10 protein-coding genes are annotated in these 14,210 nt (G+C 61.3%); 1 reads left to right on the plus strand and 9 read right to left on the minus strand.

The genetic code is table 11. From position 1 onward, the window contains the following. Positions 1-89: 89 nt before the first annotated feature. From gcvP to arcD (AC4IHP_RS17165), 8 genes are all read right to left on the minus strand, one after another. Positions 90-2,942 carry an aminomethyl-transferring glycine dehydrogenase gene (gene gcvP / locus AC4IHP_RS17130; protein ID WP_460120987.1) on the minus strand — a complete coding sequence of 951 codons (2,853 nt, stop codon included), beginning with the start codon at positions 2,940-2,942 and terminating at the stop codon, positions 90-92. Positions 2,943-2,953: 11 nt separating this feature from the next. Next, a complete protein-coding gene (gcvH, locus tag AC4IHP_RS17135; protein WP_039758162.1) occupies positions 2,954-3,337 on the minus strand; it encodes a glycine cleavage system protein GcvH in 384 nt (127 codons plus the stop codon). A gap of 439 nt (positions 3,338-3,776) precedes the next feature. Continuing rightward, a complete protein-coding gene (gene gcsR / locus AC4IHP_RS17140) occupies positions 3,777-5,285 on the minus strand; it encodes a transcriptional regulator GcsR (protein WP_460120984.1) in 1,509 nt (502 codons plus the stop codon). Positions 5,286-5,493: 208 nt separating this feature from the next. Further along, a complete protein-coding gene (locus tag AC4IHP_RS17145) occupies positions 5,494-5,856 on the minus strand; it encodes a DUF5064 family protein (RefSeq protein WP_460120982.1) in 363 nt (120 codons plus the stop codon). A gap of 62 nt (positions 5,857-5,918) precedes the next feature. Continuing rightward, entirely contained in the window at positions 5,919-6,848 is a 930-nt protein-coding gene (gene arcC, locus AC4IHP_RS17150) for a carbamate kinase (RefSeq protein ID WP_016770621.1), read from the minus strand. Positions 6,849-7,039: 191 nt separating this feature from the next. Further along, positions 7,040-8,050 carry an ornithine carbamoyltransferase gene (locus AC4IHP_RS17155; protein ID WP_126365799.1) on the minus strand — a complete coding sequence of 337 codons (1,011 nt, stop codon included), beginning with the start codon at positions 8,048-8,050 and terminating at the stop codon, positions 7,040-7,042. 69 nt (positions 8,051-8,119) lie between these two features. After that, positions 8,120-9,376 carry an arginine deiminase gene (arcA, locus tag AC4IHP_RS17160; RefSeq protein ID WP_460120979.1) on the minus strand — a complete coding sequence of 419 codons (1,257 nt, stop codon included), beginning with the start codon at positions 9,374-9,376 and terminating at the stop codon, positions 8,120-8,122. 35 nt (positions 9,377-9,411) lie between these two features. Further along, on the minus strand, positions 9,412-10,839 hold the full coding sequence (gene arcD, locus AC4IHP_RS17165; protein WP_490832261.1) for an arginine-ornithine antiporter: 1,428 nt from the start codon (positions 10,837-10,839) through the stop codon (positions 9,412-9,414). A gap of 438 nt (positions 10,840-11,277) precedes the next feature. On the opposite strand from arcD (AC4IHP_RS17165), the gene arcD (AC4IHP_RS17170) reads away from it, so the two are divergent. After that, a complete protein-coding gene (gene arcD / locus AC4IHP_RS17170; protein WP_460120975.1) occupies positions 11,278-12,705 on the plus strand; it encodes an arginine-ornithine antiporter in 1,428 nt (475 codons plus the stop codon). 105 nt (positions 12,706-12,810) lie between these two features. Here the strand turns inward: arcD (AC4IHP_RS17170) and AC4IHP_RS17175 are convergent, their stop codons facing one another. Continuing rightward, entirely contained in the window at positions 12,811-14,157 is a 1,347-nt protein-coding gene (locus AC4IHP_RS17175; protein ID WP_490832262.1) for a CoA transferase, read from the minus strand. Between the last annotated feature and the right edge of the window lie 53 nt (positions 14,158-14,210).

Here is a 14,210-nt window from a genome sequence, read left to right on the forward strand (position 1 = left end):
TGAAATGGCGCCTTCGCGAGCAGGCTCGCTCCCACAGGGGGATCTAGGGTGTTGCTGAAATCGGGGCCGATATTCAGCCCCTCATTCCATTAAGCATAGCTTTCGATCGACGGGCAGGCGCACACCAGGTTGCGGTCGCCGAAGACGTTGTCGACACGGCCGACCGGCGGCCAGTATTTGCCTTCGATCAGCGACGCGACCGGATACACCGCTTGCTCGCGGCTGTACGGGTGGGTCCATTCGCCAACCAGTTCCGCTGCGGTGTGCGGGGCGTTTTTCAGTGGGTTGTCTTCCTTGTCCAGCGTGCCGTTTTCGACTGCGCGGATTTCTTCGCGGATGCGGATCATGGCGTCGCAGAAGCGGTCCAGTTCTTCCTTGGATTCGCTTTCGGTCGGCTCGATCATCAATGTGCCGGCGACCGGGAACGACATGGTCGGGGCGTGGAAGCCGAAGTCGATCAGGCGCTTGGCGACGTCATCGACGCTGATGCCACTGCTGTCTTTCAACGGACGCAGATCGAGAATGCACTCGTGCGCCACCAGACCGTTGCTGCCGGTGTACAGCACTGGATAGTGCTCTTCCAGACGACGGGAAATGTAGTTGGCGTTGAGAATCGCCAGCTGCGAAGCGCGCTTCAAGCCAGCGCCACCCATCATGCGAATGTACATCCAGGTGATCGGCAGAATGCTCGCGCTGCCGAACGGTGCCGCGCAGACCGCGCCTTCCTTGCGTTCCATCTGGCCGTGGCCGGGCAGGAACGGGGTCAGGTGCGATTTGACGCCGATCGGGCCAACGCCCGGGCCGCCACCGCCGTGAGGGATGCAGAAGGTTTTGTGCAGGTTCAGGTGCGAAACGTCACCGCCGAACTTGCCCGGTGCGCAGAGGCCGACCATGGCGTTCATGTTGGCGCCGTCGATATACACCTGGCCGCCGTTGTCGTGAATGATCGCGCAGATCTCGCGGATGCCTTCTTCGAACACGCCGTGGGTCGACGGGTAGGTGATCATCAGCGCGGCGAGGTGCTCGCGGTGCTCGATGGCCTTGGCTCGCAGGTCTTCGATGTCGACGTTGCCACGGGCATCGCACGCGGTGACGACCACGCGCATACCGGCCATTTGCGCGGTGGCCGGGTTGGTGCCGTGGGCCGACGACGGGATCAGGCAGATGTCGCGGCGCTCGTCGCCACGGCTCTGGTGGTAGGCGCGGATTGCCAGGAGACCTGCGTACTCACCTTGCGAACCAGCGTTCGGTTGCAGCGAGATCGAGTCATAACCGGTGGCGGCGCAGAGCATCGCTTCCAGCTCATCGGTCAGTTGCTGGTAACCGGCGCTTTGTGCGGCCGGGGCGAACGGGTGCAGTGCACCGAATTCGGCCCAGGTCACCGGGATCATTTCGCTGGCGGCGTTGAGTTTCATGGTGCACGAGCCCAGCGGGATCATGGTGCGATCCAGCGCCAGGTCCTTGTCCGCCAGTTTGCGCAGGTAGCGCATCAGCTCGGTTTCCGAGTGATAACGGTTGAACACCGGGTGGCTGAGGATCGGCGACTGGCGCACCAGCGCAGCAGGGATGGTGCTCTGCACCGAGGCGGCCAGCGCAGCGAAGTCCGGCAGGGTCTTGCCGTCGGCGAACAGGCCCCACAGGGTTTCGATGTCAGTTTGAGTAGTGGTTTCATCGACCGACAGGCCCAGACGTTCAGCGTCGATGACGCGCAGGTTGATCTGCGCAGCGTGCGCCTTGTCGTGCAGCGCGGCGGTGTGTGCGCCGGTGGCGACGGTCAGGGTGTCGAAGAAACTGGTTTGCTCGACTTGAGCGCCCAGCGCGGTCAGGCCCTTGGCCAGAATCGCGGTCAGGTGATGCACGCGGTTGGCGATCTGGGTCAGACCTTTCGGACCGTGGTAGACGGCGTACATGCTGGCAATGTTGGCCAGCAGCACTTGGGCGGTGCAGATGTTCGACGTGGCCTTTTCGCGGCGGATGTGTTGCTCGCGGGTCTGCATCGCCAGACGCAGCGCCGGTTTGCCGAAACGGTCAACCGACACGCCGACCAGACGGCCCGGCATGTCACGCTTGAATGCATCTTTGGTGGAGAAATAAGCGGCGTGCGGGCCACCAAAGCCCAGCGGTACGCCGAAGCGTTGCGCCGAACCAATCGCTACGTCGGCGCCGAATTCGCCCGGTGCGGTCAGCAGCGTCAGGGCCAGCAGGTCAGCGGCCACCGCCACCAGTGCGTTGGCGGCGTGGAAGCGCTCGGTCAGCTCGCGATAGTCGAACACATCACCGTTGCTCGCCGGGTATTGCAGCAGCGCGCCGAAGAATGGCGTGACGTCAGTCAGTTCGCGCTCATCGCCCACGACCACGTCAATACCGAGCGGCTCTGCACGAGTGCGCAGGACGTCGAGGGTCTGCGGATGGCTGTGGATCGAGGCGAAGAACTGGTGGCTGCCCTTGTTCTTGCTCAGGCGTTTGCAGAAGGTCATGGCTTCGGCAGCGGCGGTGGCTTCGTCAAGCAGGGAGGCGTTGGCGATCGGCAGGCCGGTGAGGTCGCTGATCAGGGTCTGGAAGTTCAGCAGCGCTTCGAGACGGCCCTGGGAAATTTCTGGCTGGTACGGAGTGTAAGCGGTGTACCAGGCCGGATTTTCCAGCAGGTTGCGCAGGATCGGCGACGGCGTGTGGCAGTTGTAGTAGCCCTGGCCGATGTAGGTCTTGAATAACTGATTCTTGCCGGCGATGGCTTTGATCATCGCCAGGGCGTCGGCTTCGCTGAGGCCGTCGTCCATGCCGAGCACGCTGGTGCCCTTGATACTTTCCGGGATGACGCTGGCGCTCAGGGCTTCGAGCGAGTCGAAACCGAGGCTGTTGAGCATGGCTTGCTCGTCACCGGCGCGCGGGCCGATGTGACGGGCGATGAATTCGTTGGCGGTGCCGAGATTGATGGCGGTCATGGCGTAATTCCTCAGGCTTCGGCTTGGGCTTTGATCAGACGGTCGTAAGCATCCTGATCGAGCAGTTTGCCGACAGCGGCGGCGTCGCTTGGCTGAAAGCGGAAGAACCAGCCTTCGCCCAGCGGATCTTCGTTGACCAGCTCAGGAGCGTCTTGCAGTGCCGGGTTGACTTCCAGCACGTCGCCATCGAGCGGCATGTACACGCCGCTGGCGGCTTTCACCGATTCCACGGTGGCGGCTTCAGCGCCTTTTTCGTAAGCCTGCAGCTCAGGCAGTTGCACGAACACCACGTCGCCCAGGGCGTTCTGCGCGAAAGCGGTGATGCCGACAGTGACACTGCCGTCGGCTTCGGTGCGCAGCCATTCGTGATCTTCAGTAAAACGCAACTCGCTCATGGAAACTCCTCAGGGGCCAGACTCGTCTGGTGGGCGCGGTGGAAAGCTTGGGGCGTGGAAGCCCTTTTTAGATGAAGAGTCAGGTAGCAAGAATGCGGCCAAGGTTGATTTAGCTATATAAATCAATGGCTTGCTTGGTTTTGACGTTTATTGGGATGTCGCTGTTGTAGCGAAATCGCTACAGCTTGGGGCGAGGAGAAAAGCTGAACGGGATCAAAGCGTTGCGCAGCGCAGGTCATAGGCGGGTGTAGCGATATCGTTCCGCTGTAGCGCTTTCGGTACAGGTAGGGGTCGTTTTTAGACGGGCAATATCATTCCTGAATTGAAAACCCGGACTGCAGGAGCTGCCGAAGGCTGCGATCTTTTGATCTTGATCTCTAAAAACAAAATCAAAAGATCGCAGCCTTCGGCAGCTCCTACAGGGATATCGATGATGATCTCAAGGTTTATTGGGAATGCCGTACTTGCGCAATCGGTGGGCGATGGCAGTGTGCGAGGTTTGCAGGCGGCTCGCCAATTGCCGGGTCGAGGGGTAGCTGACGTAGAGCTTTTCCAGCAGTTCTCTCTCGAACGATTCGACCGCTTGTTCGAGGCTGTCGACGTCGGTATCGGCCTGGCGCGCCATCGAAGTGCCGGCGATGTCGAGGTCGCCGATATCGACCAGGCTGCTCTCGCAAATCGCCGCTGCGCGGAAAATCACGTTCTGCAATTGCCGCACGTTGCCCGGCCAGCGATTGCCGAGCAGCGCGGGGTAAGTTCCCGGCGCGAGGCGGCAGACCGGGCGCTGGATCTGCGCACAGGCCTGCTGCATGAAGTAGCGCGCCAGCAACAGAATGTCCTGACCGCGTTCGCGCAGCGGCGGCACTTCGACGTTGAGCACGTTGAGGCGATAGAACAGGTCTTCGCGGAACAGGCCTTCGCTGACCATTTTTTCCAGGTCGCGGTGGGTCGCGCTGAGGATGCGCACGTTGACCTTCACTTCACGATCACCACCGACGCGGCGGAAGCTGCCGTCGTTGAGAAAACGCAGAAGTTTGGCCTGCAAGTACGGCGACATCTCGCCGATTTCATCGAGAAACACCGTGCCCTGGTTGGCCAGTTCCATCAGCCCCGGCTTACCGCCACGCGCCGCGCCAGTGAAGGCGCCGGGGGCGTAGCCGAACAGTTCGCTTTCGGCGAGGTTTTCCGGTAGCGCCGCGCAGTTCAACGCCAGAAAAGGAGCGCTGTGCCGCGCACTGATCGCATGGCAGGCACGGGCCACCAGTTCTTTACCGGTACCGGTTTCGCCCTGAATCAACAACGGTGCATCAAGGGCGGCGACCCGTTGCGCACGGGCTTTGAGCGTGCGGATCGCCGGAGACTCGCCGAGCAGCGCGTCGAAGCCTTCGGCGTGATCGTGATGCAGTGCCGAGAGCTGCTCGCCGATGCGGTTCGGTTGATAGAGGGTCAGCAGGGCGCCGGCGTCGGTGATCGGCGTGGCGTCGAGCAACAGTGTCTGGCCGTTGACGGTGATCTCGCGCAGCGGCAGGCGAAAGCCGTTTTCCAGCAGGGTGTCGAGCAGACCGGGATCGTTGAACAGCGCCGAGACACTTTCGCCGGCCGGTTCGCGACCGTACAGGGCAATCAACGCCGGGTTGGCCAGCAGCACCTTGCCGGCGCTGTCGAGGGCCAGCACCGGGTCGGTCATCGCCGCGAGCAGGGCATCAAGCTGCAAGTGCCTGCGCTGGCCGGGCAGGATATCGACCACGGTCACCGCTTCCACGCCGAGTACGCGAAACAGCGCATCCTTGAGTTCTTCGAGTACTTGCGGGCTGAGGGTCGGCGCGTCGATGTAGACGTTCGGCGGGATCATCTCCACCGCATCCAGATTGAGATTGCGCCCACCGAGGATAGCCAGGACTTCCTGGGTGATGCCGACGCGGTCGATGAAGCTGACGTGGATACGCATGGGGCGGTTCAGTGATCTGCAGAGCGGAGGGGGGCAAGTATGCCTTGGGGCGGGCTAATGATGAAATCTGCGCCGACTTTCGTCACAACACAGACCCGGTGGGAGCGAGCCTGCTCGCGAAAGCGGTGTGTCAGACAAGGCGATATTGCCTGATAGAAGGCTTTCGCGAGCAGGCTCGCTCCCACAGGGGGAATGTGGTGAATTCCGGTTATTCGAAATGCTCTGGATTGACCGGATCCCCGGACTGCATATTCAACTTCTGCCGAATATCTTCAAACATCAGGTCGTAATGCTTGTGCACCGAGCCGATCTGGCTGTGGGTCTTGGGGATGCCGTATTTCTCGGCGATCCGGGTGACGTCGCGGGCAAAGTTGTAGGCTTCTTCCTTGGGCAGGAAAAACATCTCCTTCACGTCCTTGCCTTGCATGCTGCCGTGCAGGGTGAACTGAATCCCTTTGCCTTTCTGCGGGTCGGTGAACACTTCATAGTCGAGGCAGACGTTGTAATTGACGTCATCGTCGGTCAACGCGTGCCGCTCGATATGCAGATGACCGGGTTCGAATTGGGCCATTGAGCTACTCCTTTCAAGGCATGGGCGCGGGGCAGGCATTGAGTCTGCCCCGGCATTTATTGTTATCGGTAGCTGATCCCCGGCTTCGCCGTGCTGACCCGCGTACCGGCGGTGCCCTGGACGATGGCTTCGATATCGGCCAGCGAACCGATCACCGCGACCTTGCCAGTATGGCGCGCGAATTCACAGGCTGCCTGCACCTTCGGTCCCATGGAACCGGCGGCGAACCCGAGGCGTTCGAGCTCGTCCGGGTGGGCTTCGGCGATGGCTTTCTGCGTCGGCTTGCCGTAGTCGATGAACGCCGCGTTGACGTCGGTGGCGATCACCAGCAGGTCGGCTTCCAGTTGCTCGGCGAGCAACGACGAACACAGGTCCTTGTCGATCACCGCCTCAATGCCTTTGAGGTTGCGCTGCTCGTCGTACATGGTCGGAATCCCGCCACCACCAGCGCAGATCACGATGCTGCCCTTGTCCAGCAGCCACTTGATCGGGCGGATTTCGAAGATGCGTTTCGGCCGTGGACTGGCGACGACGCGGCGGAATTTGTCGCCATCGGCAGCAATTGCCCAGCCTTTCTCGGCGGCGAGTTTTTCCGCTTCGGCTTTCTCGTAAACCGGGCCGATCGGCTTGGTCGGGTTCTTGAAGGCCGGGTCGTTGGCGTCGACTTCGACTTGGGTCAGGAGGGTGGCGAACGGCACTTCGAAGTCGAGCAGATTGCCCAGTTCCTGTTCGATGATGTAGCCGATCATGCCTTCGGTTTCGGCGCCGAGCACGTCCAGCGGGTATGGGGTGACGGAGGTGTACGCCGCCGCTTGCAGCGACAGCAGGCCGACTTGCGGGCCATTGCCGTGGGCGATGACCAGTTGGTTGCCGGGGTGGATCTTGGCGATTTGCTCGGTGGCGATGCGGATGTTGGCGCGCTGATTGTCAGCGGTCATTGGCTCACCACGGCGGAGCAGGGCGTTACCGCCCAAGGCTACGACGATACGCATGGTGCATGTCCTTCTGTGCAGAGGAATGGCAAACGATTCGATCCCCTGTCGGAACCGGAATCCCTGTGGGAGCGAGCCTGCTCGCGAATGCGGTATGTCATTCAACAGTGATGTCGTCTGATTAGACGCTTTCGCGAGCAGGCTCGCTCCCACATCGGGTTTCCGGTTCCTTCAGTGAGAGCGCTGGGGCGTCAGAGATCAGCCAGGGTCGAGACCAGAATCGCCTTGATCGTGTGCATGCGGTTTTCCGCTTGCTCGAAGGCGATGCAGGCTGGCGACTCGAACACGTCGTCGGTCACTTCGATGCCGTTTTTCAGATGCGGATACTGCTCGGCGATCTGTTTGCCGACCTTGGTGTCGCTGTTGTGAAAGGCCGGCAGGCAGTGCATGAACTTGGTGCGCGGGTTGCCGGAGGCTTTCATCAGCTCGGCGTTGACCTGATACGGCAGCAGTTGCTGGATACGCTCGGCCCAGGCTTCCACCGGTTCGCCCATCGACACCCAGACATCGGTGTGAATGAAGTCGACGCCTTTGACCGCTTCTTTCGGATCTTCGGTGAGGGTGATGCGCGCGCCACTTTCCTCGCCGTATTTTTTGCAACGCGCCACCAGATCGTCCAGCGGCCACAGGGCTTTCGGTGCGCAGATGCGCACGTCCATGCCGAGCTTGGCGCCGATCAGCAGCAGCGAGTTGCCCATGTTGTTGCGCGCATCGCCCAAGTAGGCGTAGCTGATTTCATGGATCGGCTTGTCGGCGTGTTCGCGCATGGTCAGAACGTCGGCGATCATCTGAGTCGGGTGATATTCATCGGTCAGGCCGTTGAACACCGGCACACCGGCAAACTTGGCCAGCTCTTCGACGATTTCCTGTTTGAAGCCACGGTACTCGATGGCGTCGTACATGCGCCCGAGCACGCGGGCGGTGTCCTTCATGCTTTCCTTGTGGCCGATTTGCGAAGAGTTCGGGTCGATGTAAGTGACGTTGGCGCCTTGGTCATAGGCCGCCACTTCGAACGCGCAACGGGTACGGGTCGAAGTTTTCTCGAAAATCAGGGCGATGTTGTTGCCCTTCAGGTGTTGTTGCTCGGTGCCGGTGTATTTCGCGCGTTTCAGATCGCGGGACAGGTCGAGCAGGTAACGCAGCTCACGTGGGGTGTGGTGTTCCAGGCTCAGCAGGTTACGGTTGTGGATGTTAAACGCCATGATGATTCTCCTTGGATTCGGTAATCGGCCCGGCCGCTACGGGATAAGTGCGGCCGGGGAGACGGTCGTTTAGTAATCGATCGGGTCGCGGATGATCGGGCAGGTCATGCAGTGGCCGCCGCCACGGCCGCGACCAAGTTCGCCAGCGCTGATGGTGATGACCTCCACGCCAGCCTTGCGCAGCAGGGTGTTGGTGTAGGTGTTGCGGTCGTAGCCGATGACCACGCCGGGCTCCATCGCCACCACGTTGTTGCCGTCGTCCCATTGCTCGCGTTCGGCGGCGAAGCTGTTGCCGCCGGTCTCCACCACGCGCAGTTTCGGCAGATTCAGCGCAGCGGCGACGGTGTCGAGGAAGCTGCCTTCTTCGCGGCGGATGTCGATGCCGCCCTGTTTGCTTTCATCAGGGCGCAGGGTGAAGGCGACGATCTGGTTGACGACTTCCGGAAAGATCGTCACCAGGTCGCGGTCGCAGAAGCTGAACACGGTGTCCAGGTGCATTGCCGCGCGGGATTTTGGCAGGCCGGCGACGATGACTTTTTCCACCGCTTTGTTGTTGAACAGGTTCAGCGCCAGTTGGCCGATGGCCTGGCGCGATGAGCGCTCGCCCATGCCGATCAGCACCACGCCATTGCCGATCGGCATGACGTCGCCGCCCTCAAGGGTGGAGTTGCCGTGATCCTTGTCCGGGTCGCCGTACCAGATCTCGAAGTCGGCGTTGGTGAATTGCGGATGGAATTTGTAGATGGCGGTGGTCAGCAGGGTTTCCTGACGGCGCGCCGGCCAGTACATCGGGTTCAGCGTCACGCCACCGTAGATCCAGCAGGTGGTGTCACGGGTGAACTGGGTGTTGGGCAGCGGCGGCAGGATGAAGCTGGAGTGGCCGAGGAAGTCGCGGAACATCTGGATGGTCTTGCCACCGAAGCTGTCCGGCAGATCATCGGCCGAGACGCCGCCAATCAGGAATTCGGCGATGTGCCGTGGCTCGAGGCTTTTCAGCCAGGATTTCACTTCGCTGATCAGGCCCAGGCCCACCGAATCGGCAGTGACTTTGCGTTCGAGGATCCAGTCCAGCGCTTCGGGGATGGCGACAATGTCGGTCAGCAGGTTGTGCATTTCCACCACGTCGATGCCGCGCTCGCGCATCTTGGTGACGAAGTCGAAATGATCGCGCTTGGCCTGCGCCACCCACAGCACGTCATCGAACAGCAGTTCATCGCAGTTGTTCGGGGTCAGCCGCTGATGGGCCAGACCTGGGGAGCAAACCATGACTTTACGCAGTTTCCCGGCTTCGGAGTGGACGCCGTACTTCACTTTTTCCGTGGTCATTTCTGTGTTCCTCCAGATGACAATTCAATCAGGGGTTACAGCGTCAGGAAGCCATCGTAGAGACCGTAGGCCGCCACCATGGCGCCCACGACCACTGCGGCGAAAATCAGCTTCTCGACGTTGGTGAAAACCGGTTGTCTGAGTTCCAGCTTGGCCTTGGCGAACAGGATTGCGCCGGGCGCGTAGAGCAGGGCCGACAGCAGCAGGTACTTGACCCCGCCGGCGTACAACAACCACACCGCATAGATCAGGGCGATACCGCCGATGATCAGATCCTTGCGCCGCTCGGCGGCAAAGCCTTCGTAGCTCTCGCCGCGCACCGCCAGCAGCAGGGCATAGGCCGCCGACCACAGGTACGGCACCAGAATCATCGAGGTGGCGAGGTAGATCAGCGACAGGTAAGTGCTGGCCGAGAACAGCGTGATGATCAGGAACACCTGCACCATGGCGTTGGTCAGCCACAGGGCGTTGACCGGCACATGGTTGGCGTTTTCCTTGCGCAGGAACTCCGGCATGGTGTGGTCTTTGGCGGCGGCGAACATGATCTCCGCACACAGCAGCACCCACGACAGCAGCGCGCCGAGCAAGGAGATGATCAGACCGACGCTGATCAGCACCGCCCCCCAGTGACCGACCACATGCTCAAGCACGGCGGCCATCGACGGGTTCTGCAGTTTTGCCAGTTCCGGCTGGGTCATGATGCCCAGCGACAGCACGTTGACCAGCACCAGAAACAGCAGCACGGTGATGAAGCCGATCACGGTGGCCTTGCCGACGTCCGAGCGTTTCTCGGCGCGGGCGGAGAAGATGCTTGCGCCTTCGATGCCGATGAACACCCAGACGGTGACCAGCATCATGTTGCGCACCTGGTTCATCACGCTGCCCAGGTCAGGGTTTTTCACGCCCCAGATGTCGGCGGTGAAGATGTCCAGTCTGAACGCGAAGACTGCGATCAACACGAACAGCAGCAGCGGCACGACCTTGGCGATGGTGGTCACCAGGTTGATGAACGCCGCTTCCTTGATCCCGCGCAACACCAGGAAATGCACGCCCCACAGCAGCAAGGACGCACCGATCACCGCCGCCGGGGTATTGCCTTCGCCGAAAATCGGAAAGAAATAGCCGAGGGTGCTGAACAGCAGAACGAAGTAGCCGACGTTGCCCAGCCAGGCGCTGATCCAGTAGCCCCAGGCCGAGGAGAAACCCATGTAGTCGCCGAACCCGGCCTTGGCGTAGGCGTAGACACCACCGTCCAGGTCAGGCTTGCGATTGGCGAGGGTCTGAAAGACGAAAGCGAGGGTGAGCATGCCGACTGCGGTGATGGCCCAGCCGATCAGCACTGCACCGACGTCGGCGCTGGCGGCCATGTTTTGTGGCAACGAAAATATCCCGCCGCCAATCATTGAACCGACTACCAGTGCAACCAGTGCACCGAGTCTTAGTTTTCCGGGCGCTTCAGACATTTGCATGACTCCATTGCAGGAAAGGAGAGCTCACAGCCTAGTACTGTTGTCTGTTCGAACAGCTGACATGGATCAGTGCATGGTCACATTCCATTGTTAATGAATGACTTATCCACCCGTTGCGGGCATAAAGCTGCGGTCTGAAAGGCCCGAGCCAGAGGCGTTTCGCTAACGCAATTGGGAATAGCTATTAATGCTTTCGAACTATGACGCTAGTTGCTTTTCCGCGTTTGGCAAATGTCCGTCATCTGTTTTCACTGCGGAATTGATTAATCAGGAACAGCGCACAAAACCGTCTTAAACGTGCTAAGCGTTATCGTAGTCGGCTATATATAACGGTGCGAGATTCGGCATTACCTGATAAACGTCATCTACCCTTAGGCTTTTAGTCAGCTGTTGTTACAAATAAATAACAACGGCTCGTTCAAGGAGATCTGCATGTCGCAACCGACGCAAAAGCTGCGCCTTGGTGCGTTGATCGCCCTGGTGGTGGGGTCGATGATCGGCGGGGGAATTTTCTCGTTGCCGCAGAACATGGCGGAGCGCGCCGATGCCGGGGCGATTCTGATCGGTTGGGGCATCACCGCGATCGGCATGCTGACCCTGGCCTTTGTCTTTCAGACCCTGGCCAACCGCAAGCCGGAGCTGGACTCCGGCGTCTACGCCTACGCCAAGGCCGGGTTCGGTGATTACATGGGTTTCTCCTCGGCCTGGGGTTACTGGATCAGCGCCTGGCTGGGCAACGTCGGCTATTTCGTCTTGCTGTTCAGCACCCTCGGCTATTTCTTTCCGGTGTTTGGCCAGGGCAACACGCCGATCGCCATCGGCTGCGCCTCGGTACTGTTGTGGGCGGTGCATTTTCTGGTGATGCGCGGGATCAAGGAGGCGGCGCTGATCAACCAGCTGACCACCGTGGCCAAGGTCGTGCCGTTGATCATGTTCATCGTCATCGCTGCGGTGGCGTTCAAGGCTGACATCTTCACCCGCGACATCTGGGGCCGCAGCAACCCGAACTTCGGCGGGGTGATGGATCAGGTGCGCAACATGATGCTGGTCACCGTGTTCGTGTTCATCGGCATCGAAGGCGCCAGCGTCTACTCCGCCCGCGCGGAGAAACGCAGCGACGTCGGCCGCGCCACGGTAATCGGTTTTCTCGGTGTGCTGGCGCTGCTGGTGCTGGTCAACGTGCTGTCGCTGGGGATCATGAGTCAGCCAGAGCTGGCCAATTTGCAGAACCCCTCACTGGCAGCGGTGCTGGAGCACATCGTCGGGCCGTGGGGCGCGTTGCTGATCAGCATCGGGCTGGCGATTTCGCTGTTGGGCGCGCTGCTGTCCTGGGCCTTGCTTTGCGCGGAGATCCTTTTCGCCACGGCCAAGGACAAGACCATGCCGGCGTTCCTCAAGAAGGAAAACAAGAACCATGTGCCGGTCAATGCGCTGTGGCTGACCAACGCGATGATTCAGATTTTCCTGCTGATCACACTGTTTTCGGCGGGGACTTACACCAGCCTGATTTACCTGGCCTCGTCGATGATCCTGGTGCCGTATTTGTGGTCGGCGGCCTACGCGGTGCTGCTCAGCGGGCGCGGCGAAACCTACGAACACGCCTCGGCCGAGCGCACCAAGGATCTGCTGATCGGCGCCATCGCCCTGGTTTATGCGGTGTGGCTGTTGTATGCCGGGGGAGTGAAATATCTGCTGCTGTCGGCGCTGCTGTATGCGCCGGGGGTGATTCTGTTTGCCAAGGCCAAGCATGAACAGGGCCAGCCGGTTTTTACCACGGTGGAGAAGGGGATTTTTGCCTGCGTGGTGATTGGGGCGGGGCTGGCGGCGTATGGGTTGTATAGCGGGGTGTTGAGTTTGTAGGCGGGTTTGCTTCGGCAGGTCAGGCCCCTTCGCGAGCAGGCTCGCTCCCACAGGACTACGCGAATCCAAGTGGGAGCGAGCCTGCTCGCGAAGGCGGCCTCAAAATCACCACTGCGCCTGATGCGACCCCAACTCGGCGGCCGGCAAATCCCACCGCACCGCCGTCCCGCTGATCTGCACCGGCACGCGCAACCTCCGCGCCGGGCCCCACGCGGTGTTTTCAATCGCCGGATCCTGATCCAGCGCATCTTCAGCCCGCAGCGGATCAAGCATCCCCGGCCCATGCTCGATCAACAGCTTCGCCGTACGTGCCAGCGACAACCGCGCCGATCCACCTGGGCCATTGGCCAAACGCTCCGTCAGCAACTTGATCGCACTCGCCGCCAGCAGATACCCGGTCGCATGATCGAGCGCCTGGACCGGCAGTGGCGTCGGTTTATCGCTGTGTTTCCAATGCTGTCCGGCCTCGGCGATGCCGCTGCTCATCTGCACCAGGCTGTCGAAGCCTCGGCGGTTCTGCCAGGGGCCGCTCCAGCCGTAGGCGTTGAGGCTGACGTCGATCAGGGCCGGTGCCAGTTGCCGACGGCGTTCAACACCAAAGCCGAGGTGCTCCAGAGCGTCGGCACGATAGCCGTGCAGCAGGATGTCGGCGTCTTGCAATAAACCTTCGAACACTGCGCGATCCGCCGGAGTCTGCAGGTCCAGCCGCGCGCAATGTTTGCCGACGGTCATTTCCGGAACCACGCCGGGTTCGTTCCAGCTCGGCGGATCGATGCGCAGCACGTTCGCGCCCAGCCCGGCGAGAAAGCGGCTGGCGGTGGGACCGGCGAGGACGCGGGTCAGGTCGAGCACCTTGATCCCTGCCAGAGGCCGTGCGATCGAGCCTTGCCATGTGCTGCGGTTCTCGTCCGTCTGCTCAATGAATTGCACCAGCGGTTCGGCATTCACTGCCTGCCCTTGCGGGTGCTGCTGCCACTGCGCCCAACTGCGCATCTCGGCGGCGCAGCCCTTGGCGTCGACCACCGCCTGTTCAAGATCCGTGCTGGCCCACTGTGCGACTTTCGCCGCCATTGCGGCACGATCGGCGCAGGCGCCGAGCACGCGTTCAGCGGCGGCGCGGTGGTGCGGGGCGTTGGTGTGCAGACGGATCCAGCCGTCCCGAGTCGCATAGTCGCCGGCGATCGCGTCCCACAAGGGCGGCACCTGCCAGCCGATCGGGCGAAGCGAGGTGGAGAACCAGAACGAGGCCAGACGGCGGTCGACTGCAACCGCAGGCAAGTGCCCGGTTTGCTGATGGAGCAATTCGCTGACCGCTTGCCCGGCAGCGGCGATGCTGGCGCAGGCCAGTTCGGTGACCGCGAACGCCGACGTCAGGGCGCCGTCACTGGTGAAGGGGATCGGCGTGCGCGGCAGGCCGAGTGCGGTTTGGATGGACGTGAGCAGATCAGTCATCGAAGGCCCTCCGGAACGAGAGGGCGATGATAGTGCAAAAGAATCGCGATTTA

The sequence above is a fragment of the Pseudomonas sp. UF-293 genome (assembly GCF_058245595.1).